Origin of the sequence: Massilia sp. AB1, from assembly GCF_018119385.1 — a bacterium.
Lineage (GTDB): Bacteria > Pseudomonadota > Gammaproteobacteria > Burkholderiales > Burkholderiaceae_D > Telluria.
Genome location: NZ_JAGKSG010000029.1, coordinates 42,189 through 64,421 on the forward strand (window position 1 = coordinate 42,189; position 22,233 = coordinate 64,421).

The 22,233-nt window shown below is 68.2% G+C and carries 18 protein-coding genes and 7 tRNA genes; 15 read left to right on the forward strand and 10 right to left on the reverse strand.

Annotated features, from left to right (window positions below; translation table 11 throughout):
* Positions 1–6: 6 nt before the first annotated feature.
* The 7 genes from gltX to J8847_RS16585 all read left to right on the forward strand — a co-directional run bounded on the left by gltX (position 7) and on the right by J8847_RS16585 (position 2,253).
* Positions 7–1,398, forward strand: a complete 1,392-nt coding sequence (gene gltX / locus J8847_RS16555; RefSeq protein WP_211525813.1) for a glutamate--tRNA ligase — start codon at positions 7–9, stop codon at positions 1,396–1,398.
* A gap of 63 nt (positions 1,399–1,461) precedes the next feature.
* A tRNA-Ala gene (locus J8847_RS16560) sits at positions 1,462–1,537 on the forward strand.
* Between the two features lie 29 nt (positions 1,538–1,566).
* Positions 1,567–1,642: transfer RNA gene (locus tag J8847_RS16565), tRNA-Glu, on the forward strand.
* A gap of 97 nt (positions 1,643–1,739) precedes the next feature.
* Positions 1,740–1,815: transfer RNA gene (locus J8847_RS16570), tRNA-Ala, on the forward strand.
* A 31-nt stretch (positions 1,816–1,846) separates the two neighbouring features.
* A tRNA-Glu gene (locus J8847_RS16575) sits at positions 1,847–1,922 on the forward strand.
* An 88-nt stretch (positions 1,923–2,010) separates the two neighbouring features.
* Positions 2,011–2,086: transfer RNA gene (locus J8847_RS16580), tRNA-Glu, on the forward strand.
* A 91-nt stretch (positions 2,087–2,177) separates the two neighbouring features.
* Positions 2,178–2,253: transfer RNA gene (locus tag J8847_RS16585), tRNA-Glu, on the forward strand.
* A 67-nt stretch (positions 2,254–2,320) separates the two neighbouring features.
* Here the strand turns inward: J8847_RS16585 and J8847_RS16590 are convergent.
* Positions 2,321–2,626, reverse strand: a complete 306-nt coding sequence (locus tag J8847_RS16590) for a hypothetical protein (protein ID WP_211525814.1) — start codon at positions 2,624–2,626, stop codon at positions 2,321–2,323.
* A 252-nt stretch (positions 2,627–2,878) separates the two neighbouring features.
* On the opposite strand from J8847_RS16590, the gene earP reads away from it, so the two are divergent.
* From earP to J8847_RS16605, 3 genes are all read left to right on the forward strand, one after another.
* On the forward strand, positions 2,879–4,057 hold the full coding sequence (gene earP, locus J8847_RS16595) for an elongation factor P maturation arginine rhamnosyltransferase EarP (protein WP_211525815.1): 1,179 nt from the start codon (positions 2,879–2,881) through the stop codon (positions 4,055–4,057).
* A 120-nt stretch (positions 4,058–4,177) separates the two neighbouring features.
* Positions 4,178–4,753: an elongation factor P gene (locus J8847_RS16600; RefSeq protein ID WP_211525816.1), complete on the forward strand. Its 576-nt coding sequence runs from the start codon at positions 4,178–4,180 to the stop codon at positions 4,751–4,753.
* A gap of 119 nt (positions 4,754–4,872) precedes the next feature.
* On the forward strand, positions 4,873–6,456 hold the full coding sequence (locus tag J8847_RS16605; protein ID WP_211525817.1) for an amidase: 1,584 nt from the start codon (positions 4,873–4,875) through the stop codon (positions 6,454–6,456).
* 6 nt (positions 6,457–6,462) lie between these two features.
* Here J8847_RS16605 and J8847_RS16610 read toward each other — a convergent pair whose 3' ends face one another.
* From J8847_RS16610 to J8847_RS16650, 9 genes are all read right to left on the reverse strand, one after another.
* Positions 6,463–6,975 (reverse strand): TssQ family T6SS-associated lipoprotein, encoded by a 513-nt coding sequence (locus J8847_RS16610; protein WP_211525818.1) that lies wholly within the window; start codon positions 6,973–6,975, stop codon positions 6,463–6,465.
* Entirely contained in the window at positions 6,972–8,108 is a 1,137-nt protein-coding gene (locus J8847_RS16615) for a hypothetical protein (protein ID WP_211525819.1), read from the reverse strand. Before J8847_RS16615 ends, J8847_RS16610 begins: the two co-directional genes overlap by 4 nt.
* 130 nt (positions 8,109–8,238) lie before the next feature.
* Positions 8,239–9,642 (reverse strand): ATP-dependent RNA helicase DbpA, encoded by a 1,404-nt coding sequence (gene dbpA, locus J8847_RS16620; protein ID WP_211525820.1) that lies wholly within the window; start codon positions 9,640–9,642, stop codon positions 8,239–8,241.
* A gap of 28 nt (positions 9,643–9,670) precedes the next feature.
* Positions 9,671–9,925 (reverse strand): hypothetical protein, encoded by a 255-nt coding sequence (locus tag J8847_RS16625; protein ID WP_211525821.1) that lies wholly within the window; start codon positions 9,923–9,925, stop codon positions 9,671–9,673.
* 65 nt (positions 9,926–9,990) lie between these two features.
* Positions 9,991–10,067: transfer RNA gene (locus tag J8847_RS16630), tRNA-Met, on the reverse strand.
* A 51-nt stretch (positions 10,068–10,118) separates the two neighbouring features.
* Positions 10,119–11,255, reverse strand: coding sequence for a class I SAM-dependent methyltransferase (locus tag J8847_RS16635; protein ID WP_211525822.1), 1,137 nt, complete (start codon positions 11,253–11,255; stop codon positions 10,119–10,121).
* Positions 11,255–11,464 (reverse strand): hypothetical protein, encoded by a 210-nt coding sequence (locus tag J8847_RS16640; protein ID WP_020656338.1) that lies wholly within the window; start codon positions 11,462–11,464, stop codon positions 11,255–11,257. The genes J8847_RS16635 and J8847_RS16640 overlap by 1 nt, the downstream gene beginning before the upstream one ends.
* A gap of 42 nt (positions 11,465–11,506) precedes the next feature.
* Positions 11,507–15,256, reverse strand: coding sequence for an AAA family ATPase (locus J8847_RS16645; RefSeq protein WP_211525823.1), 3,750 nt, complete (start codon positions 15,254–15,256; stop codon positions 11,507–11,509).
* Positions 15,253–16,503 (reverse strand): exonuclease SbcCD subunit D C-terminal domain-containing protein, encoded by a 1,251-nt coding sequence (locus J8847_RS16650; RefSeq protein WP_211525824.1) that lies wholly within the window; start codon positions 16,501–16,503, stop codon positions 15,253–15,255. The genes J8847_RS16645 and J8847_RS16650 overlap by 4 nt, the downstream gene beginning before the upstream one ends.
* Positions 16,504–16,607: 104 nt before the next feature.
* Between J8847_RS16650 and J8847_RS16655 the strand changes: the two genes are divergently transcribed.
* The 5 genes from J8847_RS16655 to crcB all read left to right on the forward strand — a co-directional run bounded on the left by J8847_RS16655 (position 16,608) and on the right by crcB (position 22,157).
* Positions 16,608–17,843, forward strand: coding sequence for a winged helix-turn-helix domain-containing protein (locus tag J8847_RS16655; RefSeq protein ID WP_211525825.1), 1,236 nt, complete (start codon positions 16,608–16,610; stop codon positions 17,841–17,843).
* Between the two features lie 197 nt (positions 17,844–18,040).
* Complete coding sequence (locus J8847_RS16660) at positions 18,041–18,613, forward strand: hypothetical protein (RefSeq protein WP_211525826.1); 573 nt, start codon at positions 18,041–18,043, stop codon at positions 18,611–18,613.
* A gap of 78 nt (positions 18,614–18,691) precedes the next feature.
* On the forward strand, positions 18,692–21,328 hold the full coding sequence (locus J8847_RS16665) for a DUF349 domain-containing protein (protein WP_211525827.1): 2,637 nt from the start codon (positions 18,692–18,694) through the stop codon (positions 21,326–21,328).
* Entirely contained in the window at positions 21,325–21,786 is a 462-nt protein-coding gene (gene moaE / locus J8847_RS16670) for a molybdopterin synthase catalytic subunit MoaE (RefSeq protein ID WP_211525828.1), read from the forward strand. The genes J8847_RS16665 and moaE overlap by 4 nt, the downstream gene beginning before the upstream one ends.
* Positions 21,783–22,157: a fluoride efflux transporter CrcB gene (crcB, locus tag J8847_RS16675; RefSeq protein WP_211525829.1), complete on the forward strand. Its 375-nt coding sequence runs from the start codon at positions 21,783–21,785 to the stop codon at positions 22,155–22,157. The genes moaE and crcB overlap by 4 nt, the downstream gene beginning before the upstream one ends.
* Positions 22,158–22,233 lie beyond the last annotated feature (76 nt).

The following is a 22,233-nucleotide window of genomic DNA, read 5'->3' on the forward strand; positions in this document are numbered from 1 at the left end:
CCTGCTATGACCGTCCGCACCCGTTTCGCTCCGAGCCCGACCGGCTACCTTCACCTGGGCGGCGCGCGCACCGCGCTGTACTCCTGGGCCTATGCCCGCCACTTCGGCGGCACCTTCATCCTGCGCATCGAGGACACCGACCTCGAACGTTCGACCCCGGAAGCCGTGCAGGCGATCCTGGACGGCATGCAGTGGCTGGGCCTGGAGCACGACGAGGGCCCGTTCTACCAGATGAAGCGCATGGACCGCTACCGCGAGGTGGTGCAGGGCATGCTGGCCGCGGGCACGGCCTACCTGTGCTACTGCTCGCCGGAAGAAGTCGAGGCGATGCGCGAGCGCATGCGTGCGGCTGGCGAGAAGCCGCGCTACGACGGCACCTGGCGCCCGGAACCGGGCAAATTGCTGCCGCCCGTGCCGGAAGGCGTCAAGCCGGTGGTGCGCTTCAAGAACCCGCTGGACGGCGAAGTCACCTGGACCGACGTGGTCAAGGGCCCGATCACCATCGGCAACAAGGAGCTCGACGACCTGGTCATCGCGCGCCCGGACGGCACCCCGACCTATAACTTCTGCGTCGCGGTCGACGACTGGGACATGAAGATCACCCACGTGCTGCGCGGCGACGACCACGTCAACAACACCCCGCGCCAGATCAACATCCTGCGCGCGCTGGGCGCCGAGCTGCCGCAGTACGGCCACCTGCCGATGATCCTGGGCGCCGACGGCCAGAAGCTGTCCAAGCGCCACGGCGCCGTCAGCGTGATGGAATACCCGGAGCAGGGCTACCTGCCGGAAGCGATGCTGAACTACCTGGCGCGCCTGGGCTGGAGCCACGGCGACGACGAGATCTTCTCGATGCAGCAGTTCACCGAGTGGTTCAACCTGGAGCACCTGACCGCCTCGGCGGCGCAGTTCAATCCGGAAAAGCTGGCGTGGCTGAACAACCACTACATCAAGCAGGCCGACAACGAGCGCCTGGCGCAGCTGGCGCTGCCGAAGCTGGAGCGCGACGGCGCTGTCTTCGACGGCGCCCCGGCGCTGCCTGCGGTGCTGGCCCTGATGAAGGAGCGCACCAACACCATCAACGAGCTGGCGGACGCCGCCATGCTGTTCTACCGCGAGCCGAAGCCGGATGCGGCCCTGCTGCAGCAGCACCTGACCGACGCGGTGTGCCCGGCGCTGGCCCAGTTCGCCGAGCGCTGCGCCACGGTGGAGTGGAACAAGGCGGCCCTGGCGGCGACGCTGAAGGAAGTGCTGGCCGCCCATGGCCTGAAGATGCCGCAGATCGCCATGCCGCTGCGCCTGCTGGTCACCGGCCAGCTGCAGACCCCGGCCATTGACGCGGTGCTGGAGTTGTTCGGCCGCGAGGTGGTGGTGGCCCGCGTAAATAAATATCTTTGAAGTGAAAAAGGATATTTGCGTAATGCAAGGGCGCCCGCTATAATGCTCGCACTTCAGCGCTGCGGGGGTATAGCTCAGCTGGGAGAGCGCTTGCATGGCATGCAAGAGGTCAGCGGTTCGATCCCGCTTACCTCCACCAACTCTGAAGTGTAGTACGGTTGTTTCCAGGTCCCCATCGTCTAGAGGCCTAGGACATCACCCTTTCACGGTGAGTACCGGGGTTCGAATCCCCGTGGGGACGCCAGGTAACTGGTTGGAACAAGCGAACGACGCAGCGACAACCCAGCGATGTCGTCCTAGTCGAAGTAGTTGCAGTATGTTAGAATATTGTTTTTCCCGTAGGGGGTATAGCTCAGCTGGGAGAGCGCTTGCATGGCATGCAAGAGGTCAGCGGTTCGATCCCGCTTACCTCCACCACGTTGGAAAAAACAAGTTTTAGCAGTCCAGGGTCCCCATCGTCTAGAGGCCTAGGACATCACCCTTTCACGGTGAGTACCGGGGTTCGAATCCCCGTGGGGACGCCAAGAATTTGGTAAGGTTTCATCGCAGAGCGCGCGATTCTGAAAAGAAGACGCGGACGACGCGAGTAGTTCGGTAGCAGAGCAGTTTTAGGTCCCCATCGTCTAGAGGCCTAGGACATCACCCTTTCACGGTGAGTACCGGGGTTCGAATCCCCGTGGGGACGCCAGCTTAAAGCCGGAGTAGACCAACGCGCTTGCGCGGAGAGGTGCTCCGGTTTTTCTATTTGTGCGGTAGTATTTGTTGCAGCATCGTTTTAGGTCCCCATCGTCTAGAGGCCTAGGACATCACCCTTTCACGGTGAGTACCGGGGTTCGAATCCCCGTGGGGACGCCAGATCAAAGCCGGAGCAGACCACTTGTGGTGCTCCGGCTTTTCTTTTGGCCGGCGCCCCTACGGCGCCTTACCGGTCCACGCCAAAACCAATGCCGATGCCTACGCCGGAACTCCGGCCCCAGCCGCGCGAACTGCCGAAGCTGCCGAAGACGGAGGTCGAGACGCCGCTATTCCTGCCATCCTTCGTGGCCAGCTGAACGATGCAGTTCCGCCAGGGGTCGGTATTCGCCGCAAAGCCCAGCCGGGTGCAGACTGGCCCGTATTCAGCCATCATCCGGTCCATTTCGGCTTGCTGTTTGAGTGCCTCTTCTTGAGGGGTCGTACACCCGAGCAAGCAAAGTGCGCTTGCTGTCGACAAAATGAAAGCGCGCATAGCTGTTCTCCTTGAGTAAGAGATCGACTCAGCCCAGGCCCTGCGGGCGATGGAACGATCATACATCTCAATTGCATCGGCAGCTTTCTTCGGCTCTGCCGGATCGAGTAGGTCTCTACCTCATCCGATTGTCGGATCAGGCGCAGTAGCGCCGGGCGGCCGGAAGCACGGCCAGCGTAAACCCGACAGAAAGAGCGCTGATGAAATCAGGTAAAATGACCGCCCCTGTCACCCGGCCCCGCGCCATCGCACATGTCACTGCATCCCGCCGCCACTCCCACGCTCGCGATCTTTTGCAAGGTAGTCGACAACTTCGGCGACATCGGCATCTGCTGGCGCTTGGCGCGCCAGTTGCGGCACGAACACGGCGTGGCGGTGACCCTGTGGGTGGACGACCTGGCAAGCTTCCGCCGCATCTGCCCGGAGGTCGGCACGGCGGCGGCCCTGCAGGACGTGCGCGGCGTCACGGTGCGTCACTGGGTCAGCCAGGACGGGAGCTTCGAGCCGGAAGAAGTGGCCGACATCGTGATCGAGTTCTTCGGCTGCGACCTCCCGCCCGGCTATATCGAGGCGATGGCGCGCCGCACGCCGCGTCCGGTCTGGCTGAACTACGAAGGCCTGACGGCGGAAGACTGGGTGGAGGGCTGCCACCGCTTGCCATCCATGCACCCGCGCCTGAAGCTGACCAAGCATTTCTTCTTCCCGGGCTTTAACGAGCGCACCGGCGGCCTGCTGTGCGAGCGCGACCTGGATGCGCGCCGCCAGGCTTTCCAGGCCGACCCGGCTGCGCAGCGCGCCTTCCTCGGCCGCTTCGGGCTGACCGAGCGGGAGCTGGATGCCCGCAAGCTGTCGCTGTTCTGCTATCCGCATGCGCCTGTGGCCGAGCTGTTCGGGATCTGGGCCCAGGGCGGGGACTCGATGGCCTGCCTGGTGCCCGAAGGCGTCGCGGCGGACGCGGTGCGGGAATTCATCGGCGCCGATCCCGCGCCGGGCGCGACGGCCACGCGCGGCGCGCTGAGCGTGCGCGTGCTGCCTTTCGTGGCCCAGCCAGACTACGACCTGCTGCTGTGGGCCTGCGACCTGAACTTCGTGCGTGGCGAGGATTCCTGGGTGCGCGCGCAATGGGCCGGCCGTCCTTTCGTCTGGCACATTTACCCTCAGGATGAAAACCTGCATCACAAGAAACTGCGCACTTTCCTGGCGCGCTTTGCCGAGGACTTGCCGGCCCTGGGCGCGTTTTCGCTGGGCTGGAATGGCGCGCAGGACGTCGAAAGCTGGCCCCAGGCCTGGGCCGCGCTGCGCGAGGAAATGCCGCGCATTGTCGAACGCACCAGCTCCTGGCGCGAGGAGGTGCTGGCGCATGGCGATTTGGCGACGAAGCTGCTCGATTTCGCACGCGAGCTGGGGCGCGCCCAGGAAAATCGGATATAATGCGCGGTTAGTCTGTTACGGATTCTCCCTGAATCCCCGAGGATCAAACGTAGGCTTCACGGCATTTGCCTCTTCAGCCACCGATGATTTAATGCAACTACTTTTTTACGTACACATACTATGAAATTCGCAAAAGAAATTCGTGTTGGTAACATCATCATGGTTGATGAAAAGCCGTTCATCGTTCTGCGTTCCGACGTCAATGGTTCGAGCCGCACCGGCTTCACCTACAAGTGGAAGATGAAGAACCTGCTGACCAACGCTCCGCTGGAAAACGTGTTCCGCGGCGATGACAAGTTCGACGTCGTCGTCCTGGACAAGAAGCCGGTCACCTACTCGTACTTCGCCGATCCGCTGTTCGTCTTCATGGACGAAGAGTACAACCAGTACGAAATCGAAGAAGAAAACATGGGCGACGCCATCAACTACCTGAAAGACGGTATGGAATGCGAAGCCGTGTTCTACGACGGCAAGGCGATCTCGGTCGAACTGCCGACCATCATCGCACGCCAGATCGTGTACTCGGAGCCGGCCGTCAAGGGCAACACCTCGGGTAACGTCCTGAAGGAAGCCAAGATCGAGAACGCCATCGAAGGCCGCCAGCACACCGTGATGGTGCCGCTGTTCGTGAGCCAGGACGACACGATCGAAATCGACACCCGTACCAACGAGTACAAGAAAGTCGTGCGTAACTAAGCACCGGCTTGCCAAGAAAAGCGCTGCCTCGGCAGCGCTTTTTTTTTGCGCTGTAAGGACAGCGCAGCACCATGCCGCGCTGCTATCCTATTGCTTTAAATAAAACAAAAGGAGCGCGCATGGACCGGAGGGATTTCGTACGATTGGGTGTGGTGGCCGGCGCCGTTGCCGGCGTGGCGAACACGGCATCGGCGGCAGCGCCGGACGCCGGCGACATCCTCGACGCCGGGGTGAGGGAACAGCAGGAGGCCATGCGCGCCGGCAAGCTGACCTCGCAAGCCCTGGTGACGCGCTACCTGGAACGCATCAAGGCCGTCGACCAGGGTGGTCCGCGCATCAATTCCGTCATCGAGACCAATCCCGACGCACTCAAGATTGCGGCCGAGCTCGACCGTGAGCGCGCGGCCGGCAAGCTGCGCGGCCCGCTGCACGGCATTCCCGTCCTGCTGAAGGACAACATCGCGACCGGCGACCGCATGAGCACCAGCGCCGGCTCCCTGGCCCTCGACGGCGTGCGCGCCAGCAAGGACGCCCACGTGGCCGGCCTGCTGCGTGCGGCCGGGGCCGTCATCATCGGCAAGACCAATTTGTCCGAGTGGGCCAACATGCGCTCGACCCGTTCCACCAGCGGCTGGAGCGGACGCGGCGGCCAGACCAGGAATCCGTATGCGCTCGACCGCAACACCAGCGGCTCCAGCTCCGGCTCGGGTGCGGCGATCGCGGCCAGCCTGGCCACGCTCGCGGTCGGCACCGAGACCGACGGCTCGATCGTCTCGCCCTCGTCGAGCTGCGGCATCGTCGGCATCAAGCCTACCCTGGGCCTGGTCAGCCGCAGCGGCATCATCCCGATCGCCCACTCGCAGGACACGGCCGGGCCGATGACGCGCAGCGTGGCCGACGCCGCGCTGCTGCTGCAGGCGCTGGCCGGCGAAGATCCGCTGGATGCCGCGACGCGCGGCAGCGGGGCGCGCAAGCTGGACGCCGCCGCGGCGCTGCGCAAGGATGGCTTGCAGGGCAAGCGCATCGGTGTGGCGCGCAATTTTTTCGGCTCCCATGACGCCGTCGACGCGCTGATCGAGAAGGAACTGGCCGTGCTCAAGGCCCAGGGCGCGGTGCTGGTCGACGTCAAAGTGCCGAACACCGACAAGTACAACGAGAGCGAGCTGGCGGTGCTGCTGTACGAGTTCCGCCCGGACCTCGAAGCCTGGCTGGCCGCCTATGCGCCGCACGCGCCGGTCAAGACCATGGCCGACATCATCGCCTTCAACAGCAAGCTGGCCAACAAGGAAATGCCTTACTTCGGACAGGAGCACCTGGTCGCGGCCCAGGCCAAGCCGGGCCTGGATGCGAAGGAGTACAAGGAAGCGCTGGCCAACAACCTGCGCTACTCGCGCGAAGAGGGCATCGACCAGGTGCTGCGCGAACACAAGCTGGATGCGCTGGTGGCGCCGACCGGCGGCCCGGCCTGGCTGACCGACTACATCAATGGCGACCACTACGGCGGCAGTTTCTCGTCGCCGGCCGCGGTGGCGGGCTATCCGCACGTGACGGTCCCGGCCGGCTACACGCACGGCCTGCCGGTCGGCTTGTCTTTCGTGGGCACGGCCTGGAGCGACGCGGACCTGATCGGCATGGCCTATGCCTACGAGCAGGCAAGCCGCCGCCGCCGCGCGCCGACTTTCCCGGCCACGGTCAAGGTCTAGCCGTCGTCAGCGGCTCGCGGCCTGCCTGGCCTGGGCGAACACCGGGCCCCACAGCGGGTGGCCGTGCTCGCCCTGGCCCAGGTCGAAGTCCGGATCGAGCTTGAACGCGCGGTCGAAGGTCTGGCGGCACTGGGCCTGGCGCCCCGTCACGCAATAGCTGAAGGCGGTGTACTTCAGTGCCGTCAGGCGGTTGCGCGTGGAGCCGCCGTTCATGTCGCTGGAAGTCAGGCGCTTGATGGCGGCGTTGTATTCGCCTTCGTTGTAGAGGCGGATGCCGTCGCGCAGCGCGGTTTCGTCGCGCACCGGGCTGGGCCGTTCCTGGCGCACCGGGCGCTCGGTTTTCTCCTGCCGTTCCCCGCGATCGGCGCGCTCGGAATGGGCGCGCGACTTCTCTTCCACGCGTGGAGGCGTGCGGCGCGGCTCGGGTTTGTCGAGCAGCTGCTCGAGCTGGGCGCAGCCCGACAGGATCATGATCATCAGCCCCGGCAGGGCAAAACGGTGCAGGTGGCTGAACTTCACTCACTATCCCCCTCGGTAAAATCGAGCTCGATGATTGCGTTCGCGCCCTTGACCGAGTTCACCGTCACCGTGTGTTCCGGGAAGCTCGGGTTGATAATGCGAATCGTATGTTGGCCGGCCGGCAAGGTCAGGCGCTTGAGCGGCGGACTCACACCCCGGTTGACCCCGTTCACGAGAATCGTGCCCCAGGGTTTGATCTGGAGTTTGTAGGTCGCGCCGGGCTTGGCGGCGGCCGGCAGCACCGTGACCGCCGTCGGCGGCGCCACGCCGGGACGCGGCGCCGGGAGCGCAGCCGCCGGAGCTTCGGGCGTGACGGCCACGCCGCTTCCCAGAGCGGCCGGGGCGGGTGTCAGCGCCGGCGCCTGATCCATGCCCCCTTGCGCTGCGAATGCGGGCGCCGGGGGCGCGGCCGCCTGTTGCTGGGCGCCCGGTTCGGGCAGGGTCAGGGTCAGCGCGTCGCGCGAATCCGATGCATGCAGCAGCGCGAGCAAGGCCGCCAGGCCGCCCAGCAGGACGGTAGCGGCGAGCCCCAGCAGCAGCCAGCGCTGCACGCGTGCCGGCTGCCTGGCGCGCAGGAAGTCCGGTTCCGCCTCGGCGCTGAACTGCGCCACCGGCGGTGCCGCGGACGGGGCCGTGGCGGCAGCCGGCGGCACCGGGTTGGCCATCGGCGGGCCGAGCACGACGATGCCCAGCAGGTTGCGTAGTTGTTCGATGGTCTGGGGACGTTCCTGCGGGTCGGGAGACAGGCAGCGGTCGATGGCGCCGACGAAGCTGTCGCTGTAGCCGCCCGGCGCGCGGCCGCGCAATGGGGCATCGGGCGCCGCTTCGCGCGTGATGGCGAAGTGCACGACCGCCGCCAGGTCATGGATGTCCTGCGCCTCGGTGTCGCCGGGAACGGTGGACTGGGCGGGCAGCAGCATCGGGTCGCCCGAATCCAGCACCAGGACGGTATCCGGGGTGATCGGGCGATAGGGCATCTGCATCGCGTACTGCAGCTCGAGCGATTGCAATACCTGGCGGATAATGCGCCGGCACCAGGGCTCGTTCACCATCTCCTGGTTATGCTCGACGATTTCGCGGACCGTCCGGCCTTCGGTCTGCTGCTGTGGCGTGCTGAGTGTGTCCGTCATCATGGCGTTGTGCCGGGCCATGACAAGCTGGTGATGCCGGCCTGACCCGGTTAGTCTGGTTTGTTGCAAATAATGCCAGAATTGCCGAAATGACGACGCGGATGAGTCAACCGTGCGCGACTGTTACGTTCGCTTACAAGTTGATGAGACGCATCTTGAAGTAGCGCCCCTTGATGGCGCCGAATTCCGGACCCATCGGGTTGCCGGCGCTCAGCCGTTCGACGGCCTGGTGCGCCACGCGGCGGTCGAGCGCCACATAGCTGCTGAACTCGGAGATAGTGATCTTGCCGACTTGTTCCTTGGTCAGGCCAGCGTCTCCGGTGAGGGCGCCCAGCAGGTCGCCCGGGCGCAGCTTGGCCTTCTTGCCGCCGGCGATCAGGAGCGTCACCATCGGCGCAGGGCGCCCGGCTTCGGGATGCTCGCCGAGGGAGTCCAGCGCTTCCCAGACGGCGTCCTGCTGCTGGTATTCCTCGATCAGGCGCACCCATTTCTTTTCATTCGGCGCACATAGGGTGTGGGCCATGCCGGTGCCGCTGCCGCGCCCGGTGCGGCCGATGCGGTGCACGTGCACTTCCGGGTCCTTCGACACATCGACGTTGATCACGGTGTCGAGGTCGGCGATGTCCAGGCCGCGCGCGGCCACGTCGGTCGCCACCAGCACCGAGCAGCTGCGGTTGGCGAACAGCACCAGGATCTCGTCGCGTTCCTGCTGTTCCAGCTCGCCATACAGGGCGAGGGCCGAGAAGCCCTGGTCGCGGAGGTAGTCCGCCAGTTCGCGGCAGCGCGCCTTGGTGTTGCAAAAGGCCAGGGCGGACACCGGGCTGAAGTGCTTGAGCAGGCGGCCGACCGCTTCGTCGCGGCCTTCGAAACCGATCTCGTAGAAGCGCTGGTTGATCTTGTCTGCCTCGTGGCGGCTCTCGACGGCGATCTCGAGCGGATCGCGCAGGAAGCCGGCGGTGGCGAAGCGGATGTCGTCCGGATAGGTGGCCGAGAACAGCAGGGTCTGGCGGCGCTGCGGCGTGGCGCGCACGATGTTCTCGATCTCGTCGTAGAAGCCCATGTCGGTCATGCGGTCGGCTTCGTCCAGCACCAGGGTCTGCACGTTCGACAGGTCCAGGGTGCCGCGGCCCAGGTGGTCGCGGATCCGGCCCGGGGTGCCAACCACGATGTGGGCGCCATGCTCGAGCGAGGCCATCTGCGGACGCATCGAGACGCCGCCGGTCAGGGTCAGGATCTTCACGTTGCCGACGCCGCGCGCCAGGCGGCGCAGTTCGTTGGCCACCTGGTCGGCCAGCTCGCGCGTCGGGCACAGCACCAGGCCCTGGACGGCGAACCAGGCCGGATTGAGCTTGTGCAGGATGCCGATGCCGAAGGCCGCGGTCTTGCCGCTGCCGGTCTTGGCTTGCGCGATCAGGTCGCGTCCCTCCAGCACCGAGGGCAGGCTTTCGGCCTGGATCGCGGTCATCTGGTGATAGCCGAGGGTCGCCAGGTTGGCGAGGAAGGGCGGCGTGAGGGGCAGGGCGGTGAAGGCTTGCATCGTGGGCTCCAGCATCCGGCCGTGCGCCTCAGGCTTCCGGCGTGGCCGGCGCCCAGACGGGCAGGCCGGTCAGGTCGAGGTTGTCGTCGCGGCGCCAGACTGGCAGGCCGGTGGTGTCGGTTTCTTCGAGCAGCTGAAGCTGCTCTTGCTTGAGGGTAGCACGGCGGGGACGAGGACCACGTTTCGGTTCGGTAACAAGCGTGGGAGCAAGCGCAGGATCGAGCGGTGCGGCCGGCTCGAAGCCCGGCAGATCGAACGTTGCGTTGTCTTTCTTGTCTCTCATCTGCCTTTGCTGCCGCAGAAAACAAAAGCCCGGCTCGATGAGTCGGGCTTTCGATATCGGTATTCTGGTTGCGGGGACAGGATTTGAACCTGTGACCTTCGGGTTATGAGCCCGACGAGCTGCCAGACTGCTCCACCCCGCGTCTGAGAACGATAGTATAGCGCGATATTAGCCGATACGCAATGCGGGTCGGTCAGGCCGCCCGCAAACGCCACAGCGAGGTGACTTCCTTCGACCTTGCCGCATGCAGCGGATCGTCCGGATCGCTCGCCTTGCCATGCACGGGGCGCGTATCGTGGCGCGTGATCACTTCCAGCCCGGCCGCGGCGATCCAGCCCAGCAGCTGCTCGCGCGAACGCAGGCCCAGGTGCTCGGCCAGGTCGGACAGGATCAGCCAGCCTTCGCCATCCGGCACCAGGTGGGCCGCCAGTCCGTTCAGGAAACCCTTAAGCATGCGGCTGTCCGGATCGTAGATCGCGTACTCGATGGCCGAGCTGGGCTTGCCCGGCAGCCATGGCGGGTTGCAGACCACCAGCGGCGCGCGTCCTTCCGGAAACAGGTCCGCCTCGACGATGTCGACCTGCTGCGCCAGGCCCAGGCGCGAGATGTTTTCGCGCGCGCAGCCCAGCGCCCGCGCGTCCATGTCGGTGGCGAGGACCTGCAAGCCGCGCCGCGCCAGCACGGCGGACAGCACGCCGGTGCCGGCGCCGATGTCGAAGGCCAGCTTGGCGCCGGCGGGCAGCGGGGCCTGGGCCACCAGCTCGACGTACTCGCCGCGCACCGGCGAGAACACGCCGTACCAGGGGTGGATGCGTTCGTCCAGCGCGGGGATGTGTACGCCCTTGCGGCGCCATTCGTGCGCGCCGATCACGCCCAGCAGTTCGCGCAGCGAGGCCACGTAGGGTTCGTCGGCGACGCCGTAGGCTTCCAGGCACGCCAGGCGCGCATCGGGCGCGCGGCGCAGCGGGATCGTGTGGCCGGCCTCGAAGGGAACCAGGAGCATGGCCAGGGTACGGGCGCGCTGCAGCTGCTGCAGGCGGTGGCGGTGGAAGGCCTCGAGCGGCGGCACCGGCGTCTTGGCAGCCTTGGCGCGCCTGGCGCGATCGCCCTTGTGCTCGACGCGGCGCACCAGGGCCTGCAGCAGCTGGCGCGCGTTCTGGAAGTCGCCGCGCCACAGCAGGGCGGTGCCGTCCAGCGCGAGCCGGTAAGCGGTGTCCGCGTTCATGGTGTCGTCGGCGACCACGATCTTCTTCGGGGCCGGCCAGCCGCTTTCGGAACGCCAGCGCGCAGTATGGGCCGCGCCGCCTTCAGTCCACTCGATGTGCGTCATCAGTGATGGTGGTGCCAGTTACCGTCGGTGGATTCCAGGTAGGACTTGACCGCGTCCGGGCTGCCGGTCGCGTGGCGCTTGACCTCGCCGCAGTCGCAGATGCCCTGGTAAGGCTGGATGTGCGAGCAGGCCGAGACCTTCTGGAGGAAGACCTTGACCGGCTTGGCGCACTTGGCGCATTTGAAAGTGAGGATACGTGCGGGCTTCATGATTGCTCTAAAAATCGGTTTGGAAAAAGCGGCATTCTACCGCTACTCGACGATCACGAGGCTACTGCCGCCCCCGGCCGGGCGCACCAGCACCTTGGTGGCGATGCGGTCCGTCATCTCCTGCACGTGGGAAATCACACCCACCTTGCGGCCCATGGACTGCAGCGCGTCCAGCGCGTCCATCGCCACGCCGAGCGTCTCGGTATCCAGGCTGCCGAAGCCTTCGTCGATGAACAGCGACTCCACCCGCACCCGGTTCGAGGACAGCGAGGCCAGGCCGAGCGCCAGCGCCAGCGAGACCAGGAAGGATTCGCCGCCCGACAACGAATTCACCGAGCGCACTTCGCCACCCATGTCCTGGTCGCGCACCATCAGCGCCAGCGAAGGGCCGCTGCCGTAGGTGACCCGCTCCAGGCGGTAGCGGCGCGCCAGCTGGGCCAGGTGGGCGTTGGCATAGCCGAGCAGGACGTCGAGGGTGAACTGCTGGGCGTAGTTGCGGAATTTCTTGCCGTCGGCGGAGCCGATCAGTTCGGACAGCTTGGCCCAGCGCTGTTCGACTTCCTGCTGGCGTTCGATCTCGGCCAGCACCGACTTGGCCTGCTCGCGGCGCTGCTCGTCCTGCGCGACCTGCAGGCGCAGGGCGGTGGCCAGGTCGTGGGCGGCGCGCCGCTCGGCGCTGAGCGCTTCGAAGGCCTGGGCCACGGCTTCGTGGGACTGGCCGCCCGGCGGGGCGCTGGCCAGGTGGGCCTCGCGCTGGGCGCGGCGCTCGGACAGCACGGCGGTGGCGCTGGCGACCTGGGCGTCGAGCGCGGACAGCGCCGCGCGCTCCTGGGTGAGCCAGGTGGCGCCGACCGCCAGCAGCTGGGCCAGCTCGGCGCTGTCCGCCACCGGATCGAGGTCTTCCTGGTTGCGCCTGTAGTCTTCCAGCCAGTCGGAGAGCGCCGCGGCAGCCTTGGCGCCGGCGCTCTCGAGTTCCACGATGCGTTCCGAGAGCTGGGCCAGGGCGGCGCGGGCGCGGGCCTCGCTTTGGGCGACGTCGTTGGCCGCGGCCTGGCGTGCGCTCAAGCGCTCGCGCGCGGCGGCCAGGGTGGCGCCCAGCTCGCGTTCCACTTCGCGCGCGGCGCGGCCTCCCCACAACGCGGCGCGTTCGCCGCGCATGCGCGCCAGCTCGGCCTCGATGCGGGAGAATTCCGCCGCCGTGTGCGTGCCGCTGCGGTCGATCTGGGCGATGCGTTCCAGTGCGCCGGCCGCTTCCGCTTCCAGGGTCGCGATGGCTGCGCCGGCGCGCGTCTGGAGTTCGGTCTGTTCGCGCCATTGCGCAGCCTCGGCGGCGCGCATCTGGCGCCAGTCGGCCGGTGCGCGCCTCCAGGCGGCTTGCCAGCCGTCGCCGGCGGCGTTCGACAGCACCGGATCGAGTTCGGCGAGCAAGGCGTCCAGCTGGGCCGCCGCCGCTTCCTGGCGTGCCGATTGGGCTTGCAGCTCGGCCGCCAGGCGGGCGCTGGCTTCGCGCTCGGTATCGAGGGCCTGCTGCAGGCGCTGGCGCGCAGCCTGCGCCTTGTCGAGTTCCGCCTGCGCGGCGTCGCGCGCACCGGTCGCCTGGCGCCAGGCCAGCTCGCGCTGCGCCAGCAGGTCGGCTGCCTTGCGCAATGCCTCGCGCTGTTCGCCGAACCAGTCCGCACGCGCTTCTTCCGCAGGGGCGTCGGCGGCGACCGGGTGGCCCTCCCATTGCGATGCCAGCGCGTCGGTGCGCGCGGCAAGCTCGGACCGCTGGCGTTCGAAGGCCGCCAGGCGTTCGCGCGCCGTCTCGAAGGCGGCTTGCTGCGAGGCCTGCCGGGCGGCGTTGGCGCGCACCGCCGCGCGCGACTGTTCCACCTCGCCGCGCAGCCCGGCCAGCATCGCATGCAGGCGGTCGTCCTGCTGGTGGTAGGGGTGATCGAGGCCGCCGCAGACGGGGCAGGGCGCATCGTCCGTCAAGGACGCGCGCAGCTGTTCCACGCTGGCCGCGCAGGCCAGTTCGGCAGCGGCCAGCGAGCGCTCGGCTTGCGCCATGGCGGCTTCCAGGGCCGGCGCGGATGCGCGCGCTTCGTTCAAGCTGCGCTCGGCGGCGGCGCGCGCCGTGTCGCTGTGATCCAGGTCGCGCGCCAGCTGCGCCATGGTGTGGCGGGCGGTGCTCAGTTCCGACCAGACGCGCTGCGCATCCAGCAGGCGTTCGCGCCGCTGTTCGAGCTGCGCCCGCTCGGCCGCCATGGCGCCGCTGTCGAAACCTTCGAGTGCGGCCAGCGCCTTGCTGCGCGCGGCGTCGAGCGCGCTCACGTGTTCGGCGGCCTGGGCCAGCGCGGCCACGGCGCCCGCTTCGCGCTCGCGCGCCTGCGCCACCGCACGCTGGGTGCCGTCGATGGCGGCCTGATTCGCCCGGATACCGCTCTCTGCCTGCTCGGCCTGGGTCAGCAGCCTTTCCCAGCGCGGCCACTGGCCGGCCATTGATTCCAGGCGAGCCTGCGCCGCCAGCCAGGCGGCGGCGGCATCGCGCGACTGGCGCTGGCGCTCCAGCTCCGCCGCCTTGGCGTGGTGCTCGGCGCGCGCATTGCGGGCCTCGGTCCGTGCCGCTTCGAGAGCGGCCTGGGTCTGCTTGTGGGCCGGCGCCAGCGTTTCCAGGGCGGCGTCCAGCGCTTTGGCCTGGTCCAGCCGGGGCGTGGCGCTGCGCAGGGCTTCCTCCGCGATGTCGACCTGGGCCAGGGCGGCGTCGACTTCGCCGGTGGTCTGGCGGCGCGCTTCGAGGGCGGCGGCCAGGTCGGCTTCGGACTTGGCGATCGAGGCCAGGGCCTGGCGCCGTTCGCCGTCCAGGCGCGCCACGTCGGCCACCAGGGAGCGCGCCGGCTGGACCGCGTCGAGGGTGGCCAGGCGCCGGCGACGCTCCGCCGCCTCCTCGCGCGCGGCGACGGCCTGGGCCAGCGCTTCGGAAGCCTGGGTTTCGCCGCGCTGCAGCTTCTCGGTTTCCTGGTGCCAGCGCAGCTCCTGTTCCAGCACGGCCTGGCGCGCCTCCAGCGCCTGCAGCGCCAGGTCGGCGGTGCTGCGTTCGGTATCGAGCGCGGCGCGGGCTTCCGGCGCCAGCGGGGCCTGGTTGGCCAGCTTTGCGGTAAGGGACTGCGTGCGCGCCTGTTCAAGCTTGGAGCGCTCGTAGGCGCGGCGCGAGATCTCGCTGTAGACCGTGGTGCCGGTCAGGGTTTCCAGCAGCTCGCCGCGGTCGTTCTCGTCCGTCTTGAGGAAGGCCGAGAATTCGTTCTGGGCCAGCAGGACGGCGCGCGTGAACTGTTCGAAGGACAGGCCGATGCGCTGGACGATTTCGGCGGCCGACTCGGTATTGGTGCCGCCGATCGCCACCAGGTCGGGCAGGCGGTGCAGGGTGATTTTCGAAGGCTGCAGCGCGCCGCCCGGCTTGCCGTAGGCGCGGCGCACGCTCCAGCGGGCGCGGTAGCGGACCTCGTCATTGCCGACGAAGTCGACTTCGGACCAGCCTTCGGCCGTCCCGCGCCGCAGCAAGGTGCGTGGGTCGAGCGCGGATACCGTCTCGCCGCCCACGTCCGGCAGCGGATTGCCGGGACGTTTCAGAAGACGTGGCGTGGCGCCGTAGAGCGCCAGGCAGAGGGCGTCCAGCAGGGTGCTCTTGCCGGCCCCGGTCGGGCCGCTGATGGCGAACAGGCCGCTCGAAGCGAGCGGTTCCTGCTCGAAGTCGACCATGAAGTCCTGGGCCAGCGACGCCAGGTTCTTACCGCTGATGCGCAGGATCCTCATTCGCCGTCCACCGCATTGGCCAGTTCCGAGAAGGCTTCCATCAGGTCGGGCGGGGCATCGGCGCCGAAGCGCTGCTGCCACAGGCGGCGGAAGATGTCGTCCGGCTGCAGCTGCGCCAGCTGGTCGAGCGTGAGTGCGTCGGCGCCTTCGCTGACGGCGGTCGTCTTGCGGGTCGGTTCGATCTTGGCCAGGCGGACCGGCTTGCCTTGCAGCGCCGCCTCGACACGCGCGCGCAGGCCCGGCTCGGGGCCCTCGAGCAGCACCCGCACCTCCAGGTAGGGATGGGCCTGCGGCGGCAGGTCTTCGAGCTCCAGGGCTTCGAGCGCGGCCAGCGCCTCGTCCAGCGGGGCCGGCGTGGCGGGCACGCGCAGCAGCTGCACCGGACGCGGCACATGGACCGGCGTCACCGACTTCGCGGCGCCGCCTTCCAGCTCGATGCACAAGACCTGGTGCTGGTAGCCGACTTCCGAGAACGAGAGCGGCAGCGGGCTGCCGCAATAGCGCACGTGCTCCTGCTTGCCCACGCGCTGGGCCAGGTGCAGGTGGCCCAGGGCCACGTAGGCCAGGTCGGGATCGAACATGCTGGTCGGAAGAGCCTCGGTGCCGCCGATCACGATGCGGCGCTCGGAATCCTGCGAGGACTGGCCGTCGACCATGTGGCAGTGGCCCATGGCGACGATGGCCTGGCCTTCGCCACAGCGTTCCTTCGCCAGCGCGTAAGCCTGGCGGTAGAGCAGGGTGGTGCCGTGCAGGTAGGGGTCTGCGGGCGCCTCTCCTTCGCTCTGGCGCGCTTCGCGCGGCACGTCGCCCGGACGCAGGAAGGGCACGGCCAGGCACCAGGCGCGGGTCTGCCCTTCGCTGTCGCGCAGCGGCAGCACCAGGCGTTCGACATCGATCTCGCCGCCGCTGGTGCGCACCACGTGGCCGACCACAAAGATGCCGTAGGCTTCCAGCAGCGGGGTCGGCGCTTCCAGCCGGCCCGGCGAATCGTGGTTGCCGGCGATGACCACCACCTGCAGGTGCGGCACCGCGGCCTTGGCGCGCTGCAGGAAACGGTACAACTGGCGGTGCGCGAAGGCCGACGGGTTGGCGTTGTCGAACACGTCCCCCGCGATCAGGAGCGCATCGATGCGCTCGGCGACGAGCGTCTCCACCAGCCAGTCGAGGAAGCACTGGTGTTCGTAGATCCGGTCGAAATTGTGCAGGGTCTGGCCGAGGTGCCAGTCGGAAGTGTGCAGCAGCCGCATGGGGTCGAAAAAGCAAAGTCTGGTCGGCGCCAACTATAACGCATCGGCCTCCCGAATGCCCCAGGCTTCGACAGCCCTTGTCGAAACTTCACTACAATGGCCGCATGAGCGAACTCATTCTTTCGGCCGGCGCCGCGCGCGCCCTCCACCTGGCGGCCCAGGGACTGGATACGGCGCGCCGCCGGCGCGCCGTCAAGGCGGACGTGCTGGATGCGATCCGGCGCATGGAGATGCTGCAGATCGACACCATCAGCGTGGTGGCGCGCAGCCCCTACCTGGTGCTGTGGAGCCGGCTCGGCGACTACGATCCCGCCTGGCTGGACGAGTTGCTGGCCGAAGGCCGCCTGTTCGAATACTGGGCCCACGAAGCCTGCTTCCTGCCGATCGAGGACTACGGCCTGTACCGGCACCGCATGCTGGACCCGGAGCGGATGGGCTGGAAGTATTCGGCGCGCTGGATGCGCGAGCATGCCGACGTGGTCGAACGCCTGCTGGCCCACGTGCGCGAGCACGGCCCGGTGCGCTCGGCCGAGTTCGAGCGTAAAGACGGGAAGGGCGGCGGCTGGTGGGAGTGGAAGCCGGAAAAGCGCGCCCTGGAGGTGCTGTTCACGGCGGGGCGGCTGATGATCGCGCGGCGCCAGAACTTCCACCGGGTCTACGACCTGGCCGAGCGCGTGCATCCGGGATGGGACGACAGCCGCCTGCCGGACGAAGACGCGGTGCGGCGCGAATTCGCCCTGCGCACCGTGCGCGCCCTGGGCCTGGCCAGGGCCGCCTGGATCCCCGACTACCACCGCACCCGCCGCCCGCACGTGGATCCGGCCCGGCTGGCCGACGAAGGCTTGCTGGTGCGCGCCCGGGTGGATGGCTGGAGCGAGCCGGTCTACCTGCATCCCGAACACCTGGAACGCGCCCGCGCGGCCGCGGAAGGAGCGCTGACCCCGAGCGTGACGACCCTGCTGTCGCCCTTCGACCCGGTGGTCTGGGACCGCCGCCGCGCGCTCGAATTGTTCGGCTTCGACTACCGGCTCGAATGCTATACGCCGGCCGAGAAACGCCGCTATGGCTACTTCACCCTGCCGCTGCTGCGGCGCGGCGCGCTGGTGGGACGGATCGACGCCAAGGCGCACCGCAAGGCGGGCATGTTCGAGCTCAAGAGCGTCGCCCTGGAGCCCGGCGTGCGCCCGAGCGCGCGCTTCGCGGCCGATGTCGCCGGGGCGGTGCGGCGCTGCGCGCGCTGGCATGGATGCCCCCAGGTCGGCATCGGCCATACCGATCCCGGTGCGCTCGGTTCCCTGCTTGCCGGGGCCTTGGCCGAAGACGCCCGTGCAGTGACATGAGCTTATTTAGTTCCTACCCGGGTGTTTGACACACCTCAAGTCTGCACGTGTCCTTCTCTCTACACTTGAGTTCCCGCCGGCCAGCGACAACCCTATAAGAAACGTTGGCCGTCCCGACAAAGCATCCCCCGGTTCATGCATCCCGACCCACACGGCCGTGCTGCCATGCTGGCGGAGCCATTCTAAGAGGAGACACAATGCTGACGTCAACCTATACGCTGGTCGCCCTATCCGTCGAGCAGGCACGCGCGCGGGTCGAGGTGGAGGCGCTCATGGAGCGCTGGCGGCCCAATACCTGGTGGGGCGAAGGCCCGCATCAATGGACCTTGCGCCAGTTCGAACAGGCCTGCGAGGCGCTGCGGCGCGTGTATGAAAGCTGCCACTGGCGCAAGCTCGACAGGTTCGTGCTGCCGGCGCTGCGCCGTGCCGGGGCGGCGGCGGAGTCGCTGCTGGTGCGTCTCGAAGGACTGAGCCGGCGCGCGCTGGATGCGCGCGTCGCGGCCCAGGCCAAGGCCGCCGCGGGCAGTCCCGAATGCCTGCGCGCCGTCGAGCACTGCTGCAGCCTGCTGCTAGAAAAGCTGGAGCTCGAGGAGCGCGAGCTGTTTCCGCTGGCGCGCGCCCTGATCTCGGGCGAGACCTGGTTCGCCATCGCCAACCAGATGCTGGCGCACGACTCCAGCCAATATGAAGCCCGTTCCGCCGCCCCAGGCCTGGCGAGCGGCGCTGAATATTCCACCCGGCAAGGCCCTACGTTGCCTCTGGTTCATTGAATCAGAACAGATGGGGGAGTAGACCATTCGACGCATGGTTCTTTGCTATGATGGGGGTTTTGGAAGTGCGATTCCATCATGTTCGAATTCCTATTCAAGCGGCAGGGCGGAGACAAGTCGACGGCTGGACCCGACGCTGCCGCGCCGGGCGGGCAGCCGTCCGGCAAGGCGTCCGGGCAAGGTGCGTCCCATGGCCCGGCGCCGGGAGGGCAGGGCGGGCCGAATACGTCCCGTGAACAGCAGGCCGAGCAGCTCAGGCAGCTGAACGGCGACGAGGCCGCCGCCGTCGAATTCCTCCTCCGTTCCGAGTTTTCCGAATTGCGCCTGGCTGCTGCCGAGCTGGTCCACAGCCGGGAGCAGCTCGAGCGCGTCCATGCGGCGATGCGCAACACCGACCGCCGCGTCGCCAAGCTCACCCAATCCCGGCTGGATGCGATCCGCCACCACGAAGCCGAGCTGCGCCGCGGCCAGGAAGCACTGGCCCAGGCGCGCGCGCTGCTGGGCGACCACCTGCTGACGCCCAACCATGTTGCCGAGCTGGACCGTAAATGGGCGATCACCAAGGCGCCCGAGCTGGCGCCCGAGTTCGACGCGGTGCGCGCGGAACTGGCGCAGCGCCTGGAAGCCCAGGTGCAGCTGCAGCGCGCCATGATCGACCGCCTGGCGGCCCTGCGCCAGCTGGACGGCGCCGGCCTCGACGCCGGCGCGCTGTCCGAACGCCTGGCGAGCCTGCAGCACGAACAGGAAGCGGCGCTGGTCGCACCCGAGCACGCCTCGCTGCCGCGCGCCCTGGTGGCCGAGTTCGCCAGCGAGCATGCGCGCCTGACGGCGGGCCTGGCGACCATCGAACAGGACCAGGCGGCGCTGGCCGCGCGCGAGGCCGCGCTGAACGACTGGCAGGGCAAGCCGCAGGCCGAACTCAAGCCCGAGCAGCTGCGCAAGGACTGGAACCGCCTGCCGGCGCTGCCCGCGAACGCGGCCGGCGCCCAGCTCCAGCAGCGCTTCGATGCGCTGCTGGCCGCCTTGCCGCAGGAAGTGCGCAAGCCCAAGCCGGAGCCAAGCGCAGCGAAGCCCGCCAAGCCGCAGCAGGCGGGAGCCCCTTCCGCCCAGGACCGGAAGCCGGCGCGCGGCGCCGACCAGCAATTCATCGACAACATGGACGCGCTGGAAGCGGCCCTGCAGCAGGGCTCGCTCCACAGTGCCGCCGAGCTCGACAAGGCCCTGAAGGACAGCAAGGACAAGGGCATGCGCCTGAGCCCGGCCCAGGCCGACCGGCTCGGCCAGCTGCGTGCCGAGCTCAAGCGCCTGTCGGACTGGGCGCGCTGGGGCGGCAATGTCTCGCGCGAAGAACTGATCAAGACCGTCGAGGCGCTGCCCACCCAGAACCTGGCGATGAGCGAGCTGGCCAAGAAGGTCGGCAGCATGCGCGACCGCTGGAAGGCGCTGGACAGCTTGTCGGGCGCCGCGCCGCGCAGCCTGTGGGAGCGCTTCGACGCCGCCTGCACCGCCGCCTATGCGCCGGCCGCCGCCCACTTCCGCCAGCTGGCCGACGAGCGCCACGCCAACGCCGCGCGCGGCCAGGCCCTGGTCGAGGAAGCCCAGGCCGAGATCGCGCGCCTGCAATCGGGCGAGGCCGACTGGAAGCATGTCTCCGGCACGGTGCAGCGCCTGCGCATGGCCTGGAGCCACCTGGGCGCCATCGACCGCAAGGACAAGAAGCGTCTCGACCAGCTGTTCTCCGAAGCCTTGACCACCTTGCAAAAACCCCTGGAAACCCAGCGCCAGGTGGAGATGGGCGTGCGCGAGCAGCTGATCGAGGAAGCCCAGGCGCTCGATCCGCACGACCGCCACGCGGTCGACCTGCTGCGCGAGCTGCAGCACCGCTGGCAGGAGCACGCGCGCGCCTTGCCGCTCGAGCGCAAGGCCGAGCAGGCGCTGTGGCAGCGCTTCCGCGCCGCCTGCGATGCGCTGTTCGCGGCGCGCAAGGAACACGTCCATGCGGCCGACTCCGAACGGCGCGCCCACGAAGCGGCCAAGGAAGCGCTGTGTGCGCGCCTGGAAGCCGCCGCGCCCGAGGCGACCCCGGCCACCGCCGGCAAGCTGGTGCGCGAGGCGGCCGCCGAATGGCAGGCGATCGGCCCGGTGCCGCGCGCCCACGAGGCGCGCATCGAGAAGCGCTACCACGCCGCCGTGGCCCAGGTGCAGCACCATGCCGACGTGGCGCGCCGCGCCGCCGGCCTGGCCCTGGCCGGCGCGGTGCGCGACAAGCTGCGCCTGATCCAGGCGCTGGAAAACGCCCTGGTCAACCCGGACGCCCACACCCACGCCGCCGACTGGCGCCAGCGCTGGGAAGCCATGCTGCCGCTCGAAGGTCCCTACGAAAGCCTGCTGCATGCACGTTTCGAGGCGGCCCTCGCTGCACTGGACGGCGAGCGCGCCGGCTACGCGCGCCAGCTGGAGGCCAACCGCGAACGCGTGCAGCACGAGCTGCTGAAGCTCGAGATCGCGGCCGGCATCGACAGCGGCCCCGAATTCGCGCGCGAGCGTCTCAAGCTCCAGGTCGAAGTGCTGCAAAATTCGCTGAAGTCCGGCCAGAAGCCGGGCGCGCAGGGCGATGCGCTGCGCCAGCTCCTGAGCGTACCGGCGCTGGCGGATGCGCGCACCGAGACGCGGATCGAACAATTGTTAATGCGGCAGGCCAAGGAGGGCAAGTGAGGGTAGACGTTCGGGTGCAGGCGGGGGACTTTGACTTAAGCAGTGAGGTCGCGCGGCTGCGCGAAGGCGATGCGCGCGTGGGCGCGGTAGTGAGTTTCGTCGGCACGGTGCGCGACCTGAACGAGGGCGCGCAGGTGGCCGAGCTGGAGCTCGAACACTATCCCGGCATGACGGAAAAGTCGCTGGAGGACATCGTGGCCCAGGCGCGCGAGCGCTGGCCGCTGTACGGCGCGCTGGTGATCCACCGCATCGGCCCCATGAAGCCGCTCGACCAGATCGTGCTGGTGGCCTGCACCGCCGCGCACCGCGGCGAAGCCTTCGCCGCCTGCGAGTTCATCATGGACTACCTCAAGACCGACGCGCCGTTCTGGAAGAAGGAGCAGACCCCTGACGGCGCGCGCTGGGTCGATGCGCGCACGAGCGACGACAGCGCCAAGGCGCGCTGGGCCGCGCGTTGAGCTGGCTCGCGGTCGGCGCCGGCGCCGCCCTCGGCGCCTGGCTGCGCTGGGGCTTCGGATTGTGGCTGGGCGGTTTCCACGCCTTCGTGCAGGCGGGAACCCTGGCGGCCAACCTGGTAGGCGGCTTCCTGGTGGGGATGGCGATCAGCCTCTTTTCCGCTTATCCGCAGCTGGCGCCGGAATGGCGCCTGTTCGTCATCACCGGCTTCCTCGGCGGGCTGACGACCTTCTCCAGCTTCTCGGGCGAATCGGTGACCCTGCTGCAGCGGGGCGAGTACGGCTGGGCGCTGGTGCATGGGGCGCTGCACCTGTTCGGCTCGCTTGTCTTGTGCGCAGCGGGCTTTGCAACGTGGCGGGCGCTGCGCGGTTGAACCGCATTTCCTTTGGCGCTGTCACCGTTGAGTGTTGAATCTTCCTTAACTGCTGAGGTCTAACGAGGATCCATAT